This window comes from Streptomyces sp. NBC_01089 (assembly GCF_045162975.1).
GTDB lineage: Bacteria > Actinomycetota > Actinomycetes > Streptomycetales > Streptomycetaceae > Streptomyces.
The window spans coordinates 300,476-315,989 of record NZ_CP108660.1; the positions used below are offsets into that span (position 1 = coordinate 300,476).

Annotated in this window: 16 protein-coding genes; 6 read left to right on the forward strand and 10 right to left on the reverse strand. The window is 70.6% G+C overall.

Annotated features, from left to right (window positions below; all coding sequences use genetic code 11):
* Nucleotides 1-92: 92 nt before the first annotated feature.
* A complete protein-coding gene (locus tag OG510_RS01360; protein ID WP_406134775.1) occupies nucleotides 93-527 on the forward strand; it encodes an SRPBCC family protein in 435 nt (144 codons plus the stop codon).
* 202 nt (nucleotides 528-729) lie between these two features.
* On the opposite strand, the gene OG510_RS01365 is transcribed toward OG510_RS01360, so the two are convergent.
* From OG510_RS01365 to OG510_RS01390, 6 genes are all read right to left on the reverse strand, one after another.
* Nucleotides 730-1,269, reverse strand: a complete 540-nt coding sequence (locus tag OG510_RS01365; RefSeq protein WP_406134776.1) for an ATP-binding protein — start codon at nucleotides 1,267-1,269, stop codon at nucleotides 730-732.
* A gap of 352 nt (nucleotides 1,270-1,621) precedes the next feature.
* A complete protein-coding gene (asnB, locus tag OG510_RS01370) occupies nucleotides 1,622-3,463 on the reverse strand; it encodes an asparagine synthase (glutamine-hydrolyzing) (RefSeq protein WP_406134777.1) in 1,842 nt (613 codons plus the stop codon).
* A gap of 475 nt (nucleotides 3,464-3,938) precedes the next feature.
* The gene (locus OG510_RS01375; protein ID WP_406134778.1) at nucleotides 3,939-5,525 is read right to left on the reverse strand and encodes a hypothetical protein; all 1,587 of its coding nucleotides are present in this window, start codon (nucleotides 5,523-5,525) and stop codon (nucleotides 3,939-3,941) included.
* Nucleotides 5,526-5,660: 135 nt separating this feature from the next.
* On the reverse strand, nucleotides 5,661-6,401 hold the full coding sequence (locus OG510_RS01380) for a Clp protease N-terminal domain-containing protein (protein ID WP_406134779.1): 741 nt from the start codon (nucleotides 6,399-6,401) through the stop codon (nucleotides 5,661-5,663).
* Between the two features lie 46 nt (nucleotides 6,402-6,447).
* Nucleotides 6,448-7,434 carry a DUF6397 family protein gene (locus OG510_RS01385; RefSeq protein WP_406134780.1) on the reverse strand — a complete coding sequence of 329 codons (987 nt, stop codon included), beginning with the start codon at nucleotides 7,432-7,434 and terminating at the stop codon, nucleotides 6,448-6,450.
* Nucleotides 7,435-7,602: 168 nt separating this feature from the next.
* Nucleotides 7,603-8,016 carry a roadblock/LC7 domain-containing protein gene (locus OG510_RS01390; protein ID WP_406134781.1) on the reverse strand — a complete coding sequence of 138 codons (414 nt, stop codon included), beginning with the start codon at nucleotides 8,014-8,016 and terminating at the stop codon, nucleotides 7,603-7,605.
* 231 nt (nucleotides 8,017-8,247) lie between these two features.
* Between OG510_RS01390 and OG510_RS01395 the strand changes: the two genes are divergently transcribed.
* The gene (locus OG510_RS01395; protein WP_406134782.1) at nucleotides 8,248-8,676 is read left to right on the forward strand and encodes a PPOX class F420-dependent oxidoreductase; all 429 of its coding nucleotides are present in this window, start codon (nucleotides 8,248-8,250) and stop codon (nucleotides 8,674-8,676) included.
* On the opposite strand, the gene OG510_RS01400 is transcribed toward OG510_RS01395, so the two are convergent.
* Nucleotides 8,673-8,963, reverse strand: a complete 291-nt coding sequence (locus OG510_RS01400) for a zf-HC2 domain-containing protein (protein WP_406134783.1) — start codon at nucleotides 8,961-8,963, stop codon at nucleotides 8,673-8,675. The two genes, OG510_RS01395 and OG510_RS01400, sit on opposite strands and share 4 nt — an antisense overlap.
* 207 nt (nucleotides 8,964-9,170) lie before the next feature.
* Here OG510_RS01400 and OG510_RS01405 point away from each other — a divergent pair, with 207 nt between their 5' ends.
* Nucleotides 9,171-10,763: a molybdopterin-dependent oxidoreductase gene (locus OG510_RS01405; protein ID WP_406142269.1), complete on the forward strand. Its 1,593-nt coding sequence runs from the start codon at nucleotides 9,171-9,173 to the stop codon at nucleotides 10,761-10,763.
* Nucleotides 10,764-10,906: 143 nt separating this feature from the next.
* Complete coding sequence (locus OG510_RS01410; RefSeq protein WP_406134784.1) at nucleotides 10,907-11,398, forward strand: peroxiredoxin; 492 nt, start codon at nucleotides 10,907-10,909, stop codon at nucleotides 11,396-11,398.
* 103 nt (nucleotides 11,399-11,501) lie between these two features.
* Here OG510_RS01410 and OG510_RS01415 read toward each other — a convergent pair whose 3' ends face one another.
* Nucleotides 11,502-12,035, reverse strand: a complete 534-nt coding sequence (locus tag OG510_RS01415) for a DUF4383 domain-containing protein (RefSeq protein ID WP_406134785.1) — start codon at nucleotides 12,033-12,035, stop codon at nucleotides 11,502-11,504.
* A gap of 190 nt (nucleotides 12,036-12,225) precedes the next feature.
* Between OG510_RS01415 and OG510_RS01420 the strand changes: the two genes are divergently transcribed.
* On the forward strand, nucleotides 12,226-12,825 hold the full coding sequence (locus OG510_RS01420; RefSeq protein WP_406134786.1) for a class I SAM-dependent methyltransferase: 600 nt from the start codon (nucleotides 12,226-12,228) through the stop codon (nucleotides 12,823-12,825).
* Nucleotides 12,826-12,986: 161 nt separating this feature from the next.
* Nucleotides 12,987-13,886 carry a hypothetical protein gene (locus tag OG510_RS01425; protein WP_406134787.1) on the forward strand — a complete coding sequence of 300 codons (900 nt, stop codon included), beginning with the start codon at nucleotides 12,987-12,989 and terminating at the stop codon, nucleotides 13,884-13,886.
* A 163-nt stretch (nucleotides 13,887-14,049) separates the two neighbouring features.
* Here OG510_RS01425 and OG510_RS01430 read toward each other — a convergent pair whose 3' ends face one another.
* Nucleotides 14,050-14,232: a hypothetical protein gene (locus tag OG510_RS01430; RefSeq protein WP_164267413.1), complete on the reverse strand. Its 183-nt coding sequence runs from the start codon at nucleotides 14,230-14,232 to the stop codon at nucleotides 14,050-14,052.
* Between the two features lie 77 nt (nucleotides 14,233-14,309).
* Complete coding sequence (locus OG510_RS01435; protein WP_406134788.1) at nucleotides 14,310-15,371, reverse strand: fatty acid desaturase family protein; 1,062 nt, start codon at nucleotides 15,369-15,371, stop codon at nucleotides 14,310-14,312.
* Nucleotides 15,372-15,514 lie beyond the last annotated feature (143 nt).

The window sequence follows — 15,514 nt, forward strand, 5'->3', positions numbered from 1 at the left end:
CGACAACACCGTCCCACCGGACGGACGACCAGGGAGCCTTCCGCACATGGTCCGCACCGAGCCCGCCCGTAGCCGTCCGGATGTCCGCGCCCATGGCTGAGTTCCGCGTCGAGCGCCACAGCGCGCTGCCACCGGAGGAAGCCTGGCGCCGGCTCACCCGGTGGGAGCTGCACGCCGCCCTTGTCCCGCTGACCCGCATCAGTGTGGTGACCCCCGGCCCGAACAGGGTGGGGACCGTGTTCGTCGCACACACCGGGGTCGGCCCCGCGGGGTTCGACGATCCGATGGAAGTCGTCCGCTGGGATCCGCCGCTGCCGGGGCGCCCGGGCTTCTGCGATCTGGAGAAGCGCGGCCGGGTGGTGCTGGGCCGGGCCGGGATCGAGGTACGGCCGGAGGGCCGCGGCTGTCGCGTCGTGTGGCACGAGGAACTGCGGGTCGCGAGGCTCCCGGGGGTTTTCGACGGACTCACCGCGTGGTCGGGGCGGCTGCTCTTCGGCCGTGCGGTGGCGGGACTGCTGCGGGACTGACTGTCCGAACGTTCACCGCCCCCCGGGGCCGACGGCCCTGCCCGGCCTCAGCAGGCGGGACAACTGGCCCCATCGCGAGGGGCCATGGCGCTCCCGTTCTCGGACACCACGCGTGCCCTGCGCGGCCTGATCGCCGGCGCAGGGCACGGTGGAACCGGTGCCGTCCTGCGGCGCCGGGCGGCGCGACAGGACCATGGTGGTGTCAGGAGCCCGCGTCCACGAGTTCCGCGAACCGGGCGTCCTCGGCACGTCCTTGGGGCAGCCCCGACGGCTCCGCGACGACGAGACTGCGGGCCGCCGTCGAGACGGCCGGGAGCGGCTTGCGGGGTTCGAGCGGGCTGCCGGTGGCGGCCTGGGCGCGGATCGTGAACCAGACGACCTTGCCGCCCTCGATGGCATGCGTGCCCCAGCTGTCGCTGAGACTGGAGACCATCGGCAGACCGCGTCCGTGGGTGACCAGCGGGCTGGCACAGCGCAGCTGCGGCAGCCGCGGGCTGGCGTCCAGTACGGCCGCGGTCAGATGGCGGCCGGTCCAGCGCAGTTCCAGGGTGCAGCGTTTGTCCTCGCCGGCGTGCCGATGGACATTGGTCAGCAGTTCGCACACGCCCAGACTGACCGGCTGGATCAGCTCTTCGAGCCTCCAGTGGCGAAGATGCGCTGCGACGATACGCCGGACCTGCGGCACCCTGTCGGGTGTTGCTTCCAGGTCCAGTACGTATTCGCGGAATGTTTCAGTGATCACGACTGCGTCTCCTCATCAGGGTGGGCGGCGGTGCACCGGCCTCACCTCGTCTGACATGACAGCCCCGAGGACACCGAAAGTAATCGGATGGACACACTATGACTTCCACCAGGGTCACCCCATCCGGGTGAATCCGCAACGCGCAGCGGCGACACCGCACTGACCTGGACTTTCTTGTCGTCGCCCGCACGCGCTCGCACAGCGAGGGGAGAACGGCGGCCGTGACACACGCGGGGGCGGGTGGTCGCAGTGCTGCGACCACCCGCCCTGGCTCAACGGCGCCTCGGAAGCGCCACAGGAGCGCCGGCCCCGCAAGTAGTGCCGGAAGCACCCCAAGCGCCGGAAGCGCGGCTCAGGAGAACGTCAGCTCCGGCTTGTAGAGGTCCAGCCAGAGCGCCAGGTCGAGCGTGCGCTCCAGGCCGCGCCGGGACGCCTGGGTGATCTGCGGGACGTCGCGCTGGGCCGCGCGCCGCACCCGGTCCGCGTCGACCAGGTCGAAGACCGGGTGGGAGGGCTTGGTCAGCAGGTCCTTGGCGTGCTCCTGGAGGGCGATGGCGTACTTGGGGTCCTGGGTGGAGGGGTACGGGCTCTTCACCCGGTCGTAGACCGACTTCGGCAGCACATCGGCCGTCGCCTCCCGCAGCAGGCTCTTCTCCCTGCCGTCGAAGGACTTCAGCGACCAGGGTGTGTTGTACACGTACTCGACCAGCCGGTGGTCGCAGAACGGCACCCGGACCTCCAGCCCGACCGCCATGCTCGCCCGGTCCTTCCGGTCGAGCAGCACCCGCACGAACCGGGTGAGGTGCAGGTAGCAGATCTTGCGCATCCGGTACTCGAAGTCGCTCTCGCCGCTGAGACGTTGGATGCCGGCGACGGCCCCCTGGTAGCTGTCCCGGATGTAACCGGGCAGGTCCAGCTTGGCGCTCAGGTCCGAGCGCAGTACGTCGGAGTCGTCCCCGAAGTGCTCCGAGAAGCGCACCAGCCAGGGGAACATCTCGGCGTTCCTGGCCCCCTCGTCGAAGAACTGGAGGTATCCGCCGAAGACTTCGTCGGCCGACTCCCCCGAGAGCGCGACCGTCGACTGCTCCCGGATGGCCTTGAAGAGCAGGAACAGGGAGGCGTCCATGTCGCCGAAGCCCATGGGCATGTCACGGGCGGTGATCATCCGGGCGCGCACGTCGGGGTCGGCCAGCGCGTGCGAGTCGAGGACGATGTCGCGGTGCTCGGTGCCGGATGCCTGGGCGACATCGTGGACGAACGGGGTGTCGGGCGTACCGCGCAGTTCATCGGCGACGAAGTTCTCCGCCTGTCCCACGAAATCGACGGCGAAGCTGCGGACCGTCTCGCCGGTCTCGGCGAGCTGGCGGGCGGCTATCGCGGTCATCGCGGAGGAGTCGAGGCCGCCGGAGAGGAGGGTGCAGCGCGGCACGTCGGAGACGAGCTGCCTGCGGACGATGTCATCCAGGAGCGTACGCACCTTGGCGATCGAGGTTTCCTTGTCGTCGGTGTGCGGCTTGGTCTCCAGCGACCAGTACACATGCCGGCGCAGCCCGCCGTGGTCGACGGTCACGACCGTGCCGGGCTCGACCTCGTGCATGCCCTCCCAGAACGCGTGGCCGGGTGACTTGACCATGGCGAACAGCTCACGCATCCCGCCGAGACCGACCTTCGCCCTGGCCAGCGGGTTCGCGAGGATGGCCTTGGGTTCGGACCCGAACAGCACACCGTCCGCGGTCGGGTAGTAGTAGAAGGGCTTGATGCCCATCCGGTCACGGATCATCACGAGCTTCTGGTGGCGGCTGTCCCAGATGGCGAAGGCGTACATGCCGTTGAGCCGCTCGGCCACCCCTTCACCCCACTCCAGATAGCCGTGCAGCACGACCTCCGTGTCGGATTCGGTGACGAAGCGGTGTCCGCGGCCGGTCAGTTCGCGGCGGAGCTCGGTGAAGTTGTACGCCTCGCCCGAGTAGACGATGGCCACGTCGCCCTGGTCGGTTCCGACGGTCATCGGCTGGCGTCCGCCGGGGAGGTCGATGATGGCCAGGCGTCGGTGTCCGAGCCCCGCGGGACCGTTGATCCAGGTGCCGCGGTCGTCCGGGCCCCGGCAGGCCATCGTCTCGGTCATTGCATCCAATGTCTCGGACTCGGCCCGCAGATCACGGTCGAAAGAGACCCAGCCGGTGATCCCACACATGTGATTCCTCCTGCTTCCGACCGCGGCCGGAGCCTCTCGCCCCCGCGTTGATCAGCGGATATACGGGGGCGAACCGGCTGCCGGACCGGATCAGTTGTAATCAGCACCTATGTGACGAGCGTGAGTCACACGACTGCATGCAGTCAACGCACGGTTAACACAACGGCCCTCACCTACCCAGGCATTTCAGCCGTCCCGGGTTCCCGGCGCCGGGGCGCCCCGCGGGAAGAACCCCTGCCATGCACGCCTCGTCACTCCGCGCCCGACCAGCAGAACGACTAGATCAAGCCACAGGCAAAGACTTCATCAATCCCGGTGACCGGTTTGTTACATCACTGATCAGGGCGCCGACGGTCCGGTCGGCGCCCTGAGGGGGAATGTCCATGTACGCGTTTGTATCGGGGATGTTCCCGCGGAGCCGGACATGCCCGTCCCGGGCCTGGCCCTGACTCACGCTGCCGCTGTCGGCGGTTGGCTACGCCTGTTGTGTCGCGCCGGGGATGCGGATCTCCAGCTGCTCCAGGCGTTGTTGCAGCAACTGGAGTGCCCCGCGCTGGCGTCCGGGCACCCGGCGGCGCAGCCCGACCAGATCCGGGGCGAGCGTACGGACCCGTGCCGGGTCGGGTATCTGGCCCCACTCGTGGTGCGCCCGGTCCACCGCGGCCTCGACCTCGGCGTCGTCCTCGGGCTGGCCGCTCTGCAGGCGCGCACCCGCTGCCATCAGCCACAGTTCGCAGCTGCGTCCCGCGTCCCCGGCCAGGTGGGCCAGGTCGGCCCGCACTTCGAGCCAGTGGAGGGCCTGTGCCGAACCGGGCCCGTACGAGCGCATCGCCTCGCTCTCCCAGGCGGCGGCAGCGGCAGCCGCCTCGGTATGACGCCCGGCACGCGCCGCGGAGAGAATCGCGGGGTGCGGATCGTGGACCGGCGGGGCCGGCATGGAGACCTGGGCCACTGCTGCGGAGGAGTCGGGGAGGGGAGCCCGAACGGGGGCGGATGGCGGGGCCGCGCTGGAGGCGGGTGCCGGTGCCGGTGCCGGTGCCGGTGCCGGGTCAAGTGCAGGTGCGGGTGCGCGAGCCGGGTCAAGTGCAGGTGCCGGCGCGGGCGCGGGTCCCGGGGCGGGTGCAGTTGCCGACCCGGGTGCGGGTGCGGGTGCCGGTGCCGGGTCAGGTGCGGGTGCGGGTGCCGGTGCCGGGTCAGGTGCGGGGATGGAGGCCGGGGCAGAAGCAGGGGCAGCGGACCGGCTGAGGTCCTGCGGGGGCGGGTCGGCGTTCGGGCTGAACGGCCGCGGGGCGGAGACCCGTTCGTGCTGCGTCGCGAGCCCGGGGACCGGGGCTGCCGCAGCACCCCCGCCACCCCCGGCCACATCCCAGCCTGCGCCCCGGCCCAGTCCCCCGTTCACGCCTCCGTTCGCATCCTCGTACGCGCCCTCGTCGGCAGCGAACAGCAGCGCGCCGTCGGATCCACCCTGGGCCGCGGCCAGTTCATGGAGCTGTGCCATCGGCGGCCTCGCTCCGGTACGCCAGATCTCGGCCATGGCCTTGAGATAGCTGGGCCCGAGCGTGGCGCGGCGACCGGGGGGCGGGGCGACCCGCCCGTAGAGCCGCACCCCGGGCCCGAGGCCCCCGCGTACCAGCTGCTCCCAGACCGCGGCATCGGCGACCAGGTCGACGACCACGGTCGTCGTGCCGGGAGGCCGTACGGCGAGTTCGGTCGCGAGCCAGTGCCACGGCAGGCCGCTGTAGCGCACGGTGGTCGCCGTGGTACGGGCCAGAGCCAGATGAACCAGCCGCTGTTTACGGTCGAGTTGCAACTGGCCCGCGATGTACACATAGAGCGGCCCGGGAGCCGCCGAGACGGCGCGCAGCCGCGTCAGGACCGTCTGCGGGTCCATGGGGTCCGCGAGTTCGACAACGGTCGCGACCGTGGTGCCGGTGAGCGCGCTCGGGGGCACCGCCGCGAGCGTCGCCAGCACGGAGGTCGCGTCGGTCAAACGGCCCTTGCCCTCCGGTGCGGCCGCGAGCAGCAGCGCGGTTCCCGGTGTCATATCGTCCCCATTGATCACACCAGAACCGTATCCGGTAGGAGGTGTGATCAGTACCGCAGCCGGTGACTGCGGTACCGAGGACAGGACCACGAACCCCTCGGGCGGCGGGACTTCACCACCGTCTCCCCCGCCGCACGCCTGCCCCGGCCGGGGTCAGCCCTGCCCCCGGCCGGCCCTGATGTGCGCCAGCACCCGTTCCACGTAGGACTCGGTGGCCGCCTTGGTGACGTGGAGCCCGTGCAGGGGCCCCGCGCCGTCCTCGAACTCCAGCAGCGCGAGCAGGATGTGCTCGGTGCCGATGTAGTTGTGGCCCAGTCGTAGTGCCTCCCGGTAGGTCAGCTCCAGCACCTTGCGCGCGGCGGCGTCGTACGGGATCAGCTCGGGCACCGTCTCCGCCGCGGGCGGCAGTGCGGCCGTGACCGCTCCCCGCACGGCGTCCAGTGGGGCGTCCTGCGCGATGAGCGACTGCGCGGCCACCGCGTCGGGCTCGGTCAGAAGCCCGAGCGCCAGGTGCCCGACTCCGATCTCGGCGTTGCCCGCCGCGCGGGCCTCGTCCTGCGCGGCCGTCACGACGCTCTTCGCCCGTAGCGTGAACCGGGCGAACCCCTGACTGGGGTCGAGAGTCACGGCTTCACCGGCCCCCTTGGGGACGAAGCGCTTCTGCGCTGCCTGCCGGGTCACGCCCATGCTCTTGCCGATGTCGGTCCAGGACGCGCCCGATCGCCGCGCCTGGTCGACGAAGTGGCCGATCAGATGGTCGGCCACCTCTCCCAGATGGTCGGCGGCGAGGACCGCGTCGGTCAGTTGTTCCAGAGTGTCGGAGTGGCCTTTTTTGATGGCTTCGATCAGGTCGTCCAGCCGGACCGGATGAGCCTGGGGGACTGAATTCTCCATGTGACAACCCTAGGTTGACAGCCTCCTGGCCGTCAACCATCGGTTGTCAGTCCGCAGGGTGACCGTCGGCCGGGCCCGAGCTCCGGCCTGGTTCCCGGCGGCGCCACTTCGCCAGCAACGCCCAAGCCCTGCCGCCCCCTTCCGGCCGAGCCACCCCAGCCGCCGCCCCACTCGCCACCCCGGCCACCGGCCGAGCCCCCGCAGCGACGGCCGCAGCCGGGCGGGCGTCATCGCCGGGGCGCGGGGCCTCCTGACTCGCGCGGGCCTCCTCCAGCGCCAGAATCAGACTCGTCCTGCACCAGAGGATCTCGTCGGGATCATCCGGCGCCAGCAGCCGCTCCACCACCTCCCGCGCCGCCGGGGAGTCCGGGCGCACCGCCACCGGATCCGGCCGGAGCCTGTTCAGATACGCGCGCTCGTACGGATCGTCCACCACCTCCGCGAACTGCACCGGATCGAGTGCGCCGGCCAGCACGGCGGCGCGGGCCCAGGCCCCGTCCGCCCGCCGCAGCAACAGCGCCTGCCTGCGCCCCCGCCAGTTCCGCGCACGCCAGTCCTCTCCCGCGCCCAGCCTGCCGCGCAGCGGTTCCGGGGTGCGGCCCGTGAGCAGCGCGGGCTGGTCCTCCGCGAACTTCTCGACCTCCGCGGCGAGATACATCCAGACCACGGCGCGGTAGCGGTTCAGATGGAACGAGACGGGCGTGAAGCAGCCGGCCCGCGCCAGCCTGGTGAACCGGGCCTGGCTGATGCCGATGAGCTCGGCCGCCGCGGCCGTCCCCACCGTCCTCACCCGCCCCCGCAAGGCGTCCGGAAACCCCTCTGCGGCCCTCAGCCGGTCGATCTCCTCCCTGGCGATCCGGCGCCGGGCATCGACCGCATCCGCCGTGACCCTGACCAGGCCGAGCTGCACGGCCAGCTCGAACTCCCCCCGCTTCAGGTCAAGTTCCTGAGCGGCCCGGCCAAAAGTCAGCGCCCTCCCGGCGTCTCCCGCCGCGGCGGTCCCGCGTCCGCGATCTGCTTCGGTAACAGCCATGACATCCTCCCCCGTGACGAACAAATACTCTCTGTAATCAGAGTAGCCGGGAGAGACTCAGCGCCGGGCCGCCCTGTGGATAACTCCATGGGCCGGACGGACGGCGCAGGTCAGCGAGGCGCCATCAGGCTGTCGGCGAAGTTGCCACCAGGTCGTGGACGGAAGGTGTCACCACGTCGCGGACGTGGGGTCGTCGGGCTGTCTGGCGGCGACTGCCAGGTGTTCACCGACCCGGTTGACGAGCAGGGTCATCTCGTACGCTATCTGCCCGATGTCCGCCTCGGCCGTGCCCAGTACGGCGAGACAGCTGCCCTCCCCCGCCGCGGTGACGAACAGGATTCCCTCGTCGAACTCGACCATCGTCTGGCGGACACCGCCCGCGCGGAAGTGCCGTCCCGACCCTTTGGCGAGGCTGTGCAGCCCGGAGGCGACCGCGGCCAGATGCTCCGCGTCCTCCCGCGCCAGTTCCTTGCTCACCCCGGTGACCAGCCCGTCGTTGGACAGCACCATCGCGTACCTGACGTGCTCCACCCGGTCCGTCAGGTCGTCCAGCAGCCAGTCGAGTCCCTTGCTCAGCGCCATGTCCCGGCCCTCCCCCTTGATTCCGTTCCCCGGTCCCGCGAACTGCGGCCAGCCTTCACCACAGCCGCGCTCCGGGCAAGGAGACGCGTTCCGGACCGGTTCGGTTCGGATTCGGCTCAGGTTCGGCTCGGGTTCGGGTGCGGCCTCACGGGCGGCTCGAGTTCGAATTCGGACTCGGCTCAGGTTGGCCTTCGGATCGCGACGTGGCCGTGCACGGCTGATGATGTGGGCATGGCCCAGCAGATGACCGAAGAACAGTGGCGGGCATTCGTCTCGCACTCCACTCGTACCGGCAAGCTCTCGACCGTACGCGCCGACGGGAGCCCGCACGTCGCCCCGATCTGGTTCGTCCTGGACGGCCAGGATCTGGTGTTCAACACGGGCAGGACCACCGTCAAGGGCCGGAATCTGGCTCGCGACGGACGCGTGGCCCTGTGCGTGGACGACGACCGCCCGCCGTTCGCGTTCGTCGTGCTCCAGGGGCACGCGACGCTGAGCGACGATCTGGCCGAGGTAGGGCACTGGGCGGGCCGGATCGGCGCCCGGTACATGGGCGAGGGTCGCGCGGCGGAATTCGCCGAGCGCAACGGCGTACCGGGCGAAATGCTTGTGCGGGTGCGGATCGAGAAGGTCATCGCACTCGCCTCGGTGGCGGATTAGCAGGCGCCCGGCCTGCGGACCCTGGCACGCCAGCGCGCCAGACCTGCGGTGAAGCGTCCGGGCGCCTCCTGCCGTACACCCGCGATATCGTTCAGCACCCGCTCCTTCAGCCCGGCGGGCACACCGGTACGCAGCGCGCTGCCGAGCCTCGCCGCGGTCGCGGCCAGCTCGTCCGACTCCTGTGAACACGCCGGGCACTGCGCGCAGTGCGCCAGGAACATCACCCGTTCGTCGTCGGCGAGTGCGTGCAGCGCATAAGCACCGATCGCCGTATGCGCGTCATCCACTGGCACCGCACCCTCCCGGTCTCCGGACCGGCGGGGAGCCGGCAACCATTCGCCCTTCATTCGGTGGCGGGAGAGCCCGGGATTGGTCGCGGGTGCCGCAGGTCAGCCGAATGCCGCAGCGATGCCCGGCCGTCGCCCCGACCAATCCGGCGGCCGGTCGGTTCCGAAGAACAGACCGTGACCAAAAATCCCAGCAAATGGATCCGCATGCCGCTGGCGGCGCTGTGCGGGCTGCTCTCAGGTTATGCGGCTCTGGCGGTCGCCGAACTGGTCTCGGCCGCCGTCCGCCCCGAGTCGGGACCGGTCGTGGCAGTGGGTTCCGCAGCCATCGACCGCACTCCCCCGGCGCTCAAGGACTGGGCGATCCGGCACTTCGGCACCAACGACAAGCTGGTACTCCAGCTCGGCATCCTCGCCGTCCTCACCCTCCTCGCCGCCGCGCTCGGCACACTGGCGCTGCGCCACCGGCGGATCGGCGCGGCAGGAGTCCTGGTCTTCGGTGTCATCGGCAGCGTGGCGGCGACCAGCCGCCCCGACACCACCGGTTTCCCCGATGCCCTGCCGTCCATCGTCGGCGCCGTCGTCGCGGCATGCCTGCTGTACTGGCTGGTCGGACGTCTCACCCCCACCGCCGAGACCGCTACCGCACATCCGAGCCCCGCCGGGTCCGTCCACGAGAGGACGGAACCGGAGGGCGAGCGAGGCTGGGACCGACGCGGCTTCGTCATCGCCGCGACCGCAGCCGCCGCTGTGTCCACGGGCGCCGGAGCACTGGGCAGATCGCTCAACAACGCCAGCGGGGGCAACGCCGTGGCATCCCGCAACGCCGTCACGCTGCCCAGGCCCGCCTCCCCCGCCGCCCCCATTCCCAAGGGCGCCCAGCTGCGGGTCCCCGGCGCGAGCCCGTTCGTCACGCCCAACGGGGACTTCTACCGGGTGGACACCGCCCTCGTCGTCCCCAAGGTCGATGCCAACAGCTGGCAGCTGAGCATCCACGGCAAGGGCGTCACCCGCCCCCTCACCGTGGACTTCAAGAACCTGCTGCACCGGGATCTGATCGAGCGGACCATCACTCTGACCTGTGTGTCGAACGAGGTCGGAGGACCGTACGTCGGCACTGCCCGCTGGATCGGCGTACGCCTGGCCGATCTGCTCGAGGAGGCCGGTGTGAAGCCGCCGTCCAAGGGCGGCCCCGCCGACCAGCTGGTGGCGCGCTCGGTGGACGGCATGACGATCGGGAGCCCCGTCGAGGACGTCATGGACGGCCGTGACGCGATGCTCGTGGTCGGCATGAACGGCCGACCGCTGCCGTTCGAGCACGGCTTCCCGGTGCGGATGCTCGTCCCGGGGCTGTACGGATATGTGTCGGCCTGCAAGTGGATCCAGGACATCGAGCTCACCACGTTCGACGACTACGACCCGTACTGGGTGAAGCGGGACTGGTCCAGGCTCGGCCCCATCAAGACCGAGTCGCGCATCGATACGCCCAAGCCGTTCGCCCGCCCGAAGACCGGGAACACCGTGATGATCGCCGGGGTGGCCTGGGCCCAGCACCGCGGTGTGGAGCGGGTCGAGGTCCGTGTCGACGACGGGCCGTGGAACAGCGCCCACCTCGCGTCACAGGCCACCACGGACACCTGGCGCCAGTGGTCCTTCCCCTGGAAGCCCACCGCGTCGGGCAGCCACACCCTGACCGTCCGGGCGACCGACCGGACCGGCACGACACAGACGTCGAAACGCACCGACACGATCCCGAACGGTGCGAGCGGCTGGCACTCGGTCGTCGTCACGGCGGAATGACCCACCTCGCGGGCGTCCCACCGGCACTGGCACCGGAACCGGCGCCCGCACCCGCACCCGCACCCGCACCCGCACCCGCGGTGTCCCCGCACCGCCCGGGTCGGCATACTCGGCGGTACCCGTACTTCTCCTGGAGTGAACTGATGGCATCAACGCCCACGCCCGGCCAAGCCGTTGCGGACTTCTCGCTCCCCGGCGGAGTCCTGAGCAACGACGTCTTCGAGCGACGGGATTTCGTACTGAGTGAGCGGCGCGGGCATCCGCTGGTCCTCGCCTTCTATCCCGGCGACGACACCAGCGTCTGCACCAAGCAGCTCTGTTCGTACTCCAGCGGTCTGGAGACGTTCACCGACTGCGACGCCGAGGTCTGGGCGATCAGTCCGCAGAGCGTGGACAGCCACGAGGAGTTCGCCAGGAAGTACGGCCTCCGTATGCCGCTGCTCGCCGACACCGACCGGTCCGTGGCACGCGCCCTGGGCATCGCCGCCCCGGGGATCGGCCTGCGCCGCGCCGTGTTCCTCATCGCCCCCGACGGGACGCTCCACTGGAAGCATGTCGCGCTGCTGGGCGCCACGTTCCAGTCGACGGAGACGCTGGCCAGGCAGCTGGCCGGCCTCAACGCCACCGGCGGCTGACACCCGCCGGGCACACATGTCCACCCGCCGGGCAGGCATGTCCACCCACGGCCAGGCGGGTACATCCACCGGCAGGGCGTGTCACGTGTGGCTCGCGGGCCCGTCAGCGCGCGGCTGCCTGCCGTGTGCGCCGCTCACGCCTCTCCTGCCGTGCGCGCCAGTACGGATTGTCGTGCGGCAGGCCGCCGGACACTCTGCCGTACATCCCGAAGGTCATCAGCAGAAGTCCGACCACAAAGCTGAACAGGACGTTCTGCATGTGAAATGCCAGGAAGTTGGAGCTGGTGCCGATCAGGGCGAGGTTGACGAAGCCGCTGATGATGAAGGCCACGCCGATGACCATGTTGAGCGTCGACGCGATGTTCCCGCCGATGACGGAGCCCGCCAGCAGGATCATGCCGATCACGATCGACAGGACGCTCAGCGCGCCGTTGGTGTTCAGTCCGGCGACCATGTCTCCGCCGGTGCTGAAGAACCCGATCTTGTCGATCACGCCGAGTATCCCGAAGACCACCAGGGCGAGGCCCATCAGACCGGCGCCGAACCGGTAGACGCGGCTCAGTTTGTGGTCGACCGGCAGATGTTCGTCCAGGACGAAGCGGGTCCGGGGAGCGCGCACGGTATGGCTCGTAGCCATCTCTGGTCCTCCTCCGTTTCCGGAGGCATCCCGCCCCGGTCGACCGATCAGGATGTACTCGATGGGCCGATATGCCCCCATTCACTGTTACTCATGGTATTCGATGCGGGGCGACAGAGGGACGGGGAAGACAGGGGCGGTCGCGGGGCCCGGCACCGGCGTCCGGCACCACCGGGGGGATCATCTCCTCATGACCGATGACCACACACACGTCCAGGAGTTCTTCGGCGCCCGGGCCGCCGGCTGGGATGCCCGGTTCCCGGACGACGGCCCCGCCTATGCCGCCGCCGTCGCGGACATGGGGCTGCGCCCCGGCGACGCCGTGCTCGACGCCGGCTGCGGCACCGGAAGGGCCCTGCCCGCGCTGCGCGAGGCGGTCGGGGCCGCGGGCTTCGTCGTCGGGGCCGACCTCACGCCCGAGATGCTGGCGGCGGCCGTACGGGCGGGACGTCACCGGGACGCCCAGCTGGTGCTCGCCGACGCCGCCCGGCTGCCGGTTCTGTCGCAGTCACTGGACGGGGTGTTCGCCGCGGGGCTGATCGCCCATCTGCCCCGGCCCGACGAGGGGGCGCGGGAGTTGGCCCGCGTCGTGAAGCCCGGCGGTCTCCTGGCGCTGTTCCATCCGATCGGCCGGGCCGCGCTGGCGGCCCGGCAGGGGCGCAGGCTCACCGACGACGACCTGCGCGGCGAGGGGCGGCTGCGCCCGCTGCTCGCCGCCGCCGGCTGGCGCCTGACCTCGTACACGGATGAACCCGGCCGCTTCCTCGCGCTGGCCGTGCGCCAGGACTGAGGACAGCCCCCGTCAACAGCCCCGTCACCGGCCGCGACCACCCCCGCCACCAGTGATCCACCGGCTCACCACAAGCGGAGCCAATGCCTCCGATCGACCACTCGACGCTGGCGTTACCGACTGGTTAAGGTGCGCCGACGACTGATCAAGAGGAGGCTCCTGTGACGGGGACGGACGATACCGACGACGACTCGCTCTATGTCCTGACTGCGGTATTGCTGACCCCAGCGCAGTTCCCGAGCGTTCTCGGCGACGACTTCCCCTCGGCGTGCCGCACGCTCGGGCTGGGTCCGCGCCCCGACGGTTACGGCGTGGTCCTGGGGCAGGACGGCGCGGGTGCGCGGTGGACCGTGGTGATCGACGATGTGTCGCTGGTCGCCGTGGCCATCGCCTCCTGGGACTGCGGCATGGAGTACGACCTGTCGCCCGACGACCGGTCGATCGTCGCCTCGCTCCCGGGGTGGCCGCTGGACGTCGCTGTCGCCGCGCCCGGCGTGCCCGCGCCGCACGATCCCGAAGGGCTCCCCGCCGGCGTTCCCGAGCCGCTCTCGCCGCCTCCGTCGGACGCCTGGGGGCCGGCGCAGCGGCGGCTGGGCGCCGACGAGATCGCGCTGCAGTGGGCGCAGTGGCGCGAGCAGATCGGTGACGACAAGAACTTCGTACCCGTGAGCCCGCAGGAATCCGGCGAACCAGGACCGCTCGCAGCACCGGCAGCACCCGAGGAGACCGGAGAGGCGGGCGGAGGCGGCGAACCCGCCGTCCTCGCCGAGCCCGCCGGGGCCGGGCAGGGCCGACCCGGCCCCGCCCGGCGGGTCATCGACGAGCTACGGGGCTATCTCGACGCACCGCCACCGCTCGGGCGCATACGGTCGGCCTTCGCGCCGGACGGCGCCCGTACGCTGCGGGCCGACGGCCCCGGCTGGTCGCTCGTCGCCAGGACCGACGACATGGCCTTCGTGCTCCTCGACGACCAGCCGGGCGATGTGGTGCCGATCGGCCGGGGCCCGTCCCTGCCCGCACTGCTGGAGGCGCTGGAGAAACTGGCGGTACGCCCGGCCTGACGGGCCCGGGCCCCCGCCCCGGGCTCTGCGCATCAACCTCCGCGGCAGGGCGCATCAGGCCGTACGCATCAGGCCGTACGTGTACGTCCCCTGTGCAGATGCGGTACACACCCGCCCGGGGGCTCTGATGGCTCTCACCGGAGGCCAGGACCGGGGCCCGGCCTCAGCGGCCGATCTCCTTACGAGTGATCCTCCGCAGCCTCCTGCGCTGACTGGGGTCGAGCAGCAGATAGGCCACGACGGGCACACCGATCAGGACCAGCAGTCCCGGAAGGAATCCGATCAGCATCATCAGGATGATGCCGGCGACCACGCCGCCGACGGCGATCATTGCGGGCTTGGACATCAACGCCTCCTCAGCGGCTGATGCCGCTCTCTGTCTGTGGAACGCACGGGCGGTCCCCGCGGTTCCACTCCGGTCCGCTACGACGCGCGCAGCGGCTCCCCGACCTCGTGCATATGCGCCAGCGCCTGGCGGTACGAGTCGATCAGGGACGTCTGGGCGTACGGCATCCCCAGCGACCTGCAGTGCTCGCGCACCAGCGGCTGGGCGCGCCGCAGGTGGGGCCTGGGCATGCTCGGGAAGAGGTGGTGCTCGATCTGGTAGTTCAGCCCGCCGAGGAACCAGTCGGTGAGCGCCCCGCCGCGTACGTTGCGCGAGGTCAGCACCTGGCGCTGCAGATGCCCCCAGCGCTCGCCGTCGGAGTCGGGCATCTCCATGCCCTTGTGGTTCGGGGCGAAGGTCATTCCGAGGTGCAGTCCGAACAGCGCGTGGTGCACCAGGGCGAAGACGAGGGCCTTGCCCGGGGACATGACCGTCAGCAGGAGTGCGGCGTATCCGGCCAGGTGCAGCACGAGCAGCAGGCCCTCGACGGTGCGCTCGCGGCCCGGCTGACGGCACCCGTCGTGCTCCTCGCGTGACAGCACCGTACGGAAGCCGTAGATCTTCAGGGCGATGCCTTCGAGCAGCAGCAGGGGGAAGAAGAGCCGCGCCTGGTTGCGGGTGAGCCAGCGGGACAGCCCCTCCCGCTCGGCGGCCTGCTTCTGCGTCCAGACCATGACGCCGACACCCACATCGGGGTCCTTGTCGACGTGGTTGGGGTTGGCGTGGTGACGGTTGTGCTTGTCGTTCCACCAGCCGTAGCTCATACCGAGCAGCAGATTGCTGTGGAAGAAGCCGATGGCCCGGCTCACCCTGCGGTCACCGGATATCTGCGCGTGCCCGGCGTCGTGCCCGAAGAAGGCGGTGCGCGACCAGAGGACGGCCAGCGGGAGTGCCAGCAGGAGGGTCCACCAGGAGTCACCGACCATGACCATGCCGACGATCGTCGCGGCGAGAGCCAGCAGGTTGGCGCTCGCGCTGAGGATGTACCAGCCGGGGCGCCGCTCCAGGAGCCCGTGTGCCTTCACCGCCCTCAGGAGGGGGGCAAAGTCGCTGCCCGTCTTCTGCTCGGGTTCCACGAGCAGTGAGGCGGTCTGTGGCATGTCGGTCTCCGGTCTGTTGGCCCATGCGCTGACCTCATGAAACGTATGGTTTCGGGACTGCGGGGGACCATGGCGCCACCACCCGGCCCTGGCAGGGGGGCAGCCCCCGGCTGGAGAGGTGGTGCTACCTCCACCGTGCGCCG

Coding starts and splice junctions, on each gene's coding strand:
- OG510_RS01360 (WP_406134775.1), top strand. CDS start 93: ATGGCTGAGTTCCGCGTCGAGCGCCACAGCGCGCTGCCACCGGAGGAA.
- asnB (WP_406134777.1), bottom strand. CDS start 3,463: ATGTGTGGGATCACCGGCTGGGTCTCTTTCGACCGTGATCTGCGGGCC.
- OG510_RS01380 (WP_406134779.1), bottom strand. CDS start 6,401: ATGGAGAATTCAGTCCCCCAGGCTCATCCGGTCCGGCTGGACGACCTG.
- OG510_RS01385 (WP_406134780.1), bottom strand. CDS start 7,434: ATGGCTGTTACCGAAGCAGATCGCGGACGCGGGACCGCCGCGGCGGGA.
- OG510_RS01390 (WP_406134781.1), bottom strand. CDS start 8,016: ATGGCGCTGAGCAAGGGACTCGACTGGCTGCTGGACGACCTGACGGAC.
- OG510_RS01395 (WP_406134782.1), top strand. CDS start 8,248: ATGGCCCAGCAGATGACCGAAGAACAGTGGCGGGCATTCGTCTCGCAC.
- OG510_RS01405 (WP_406142269.1), top strand. CDS start 9,171: ATGCCGCTGGCGGCGCTGTGCGGGCTGCTCTCAGGTTATGCGGCTCTG.
- OG510_RS01410 (WP_406134784.1), top strand. CDS start 10,907: ATGGCATCAACGCCCACGCCCGGCCAAGCCGTTGCGGACTTCTCGCTC.
- OG510_RS01415 (WP_406134785.1), bottom strand. CDS start 12,035: ATGGCTACGAGCCATACCGTGCGCGCTCCCCGGACCCGCTTCGTCCTG.
- OG510_RS01420 (WP_406134786.1), top strand. CDS start 12,226: ATGACCGATGACCACACACACGTCCAGGAGTTCTTCGGCGCCCGGGCC.
- OG510_RS01430 (WP_164267413.1), bottom strand. CDS start 14,232: ATGTCCAAGCCCGCAATGATCGCCGTCGGCGGCGTGGTCGCCGGCATC.
- OG510_RS01435 (WP_406134788.1), bottom strand. CDS start 15,371: ATGCCACAGACCGCCTCACTGCTCGTGGAACCCGAGCAGAAGACGGGC.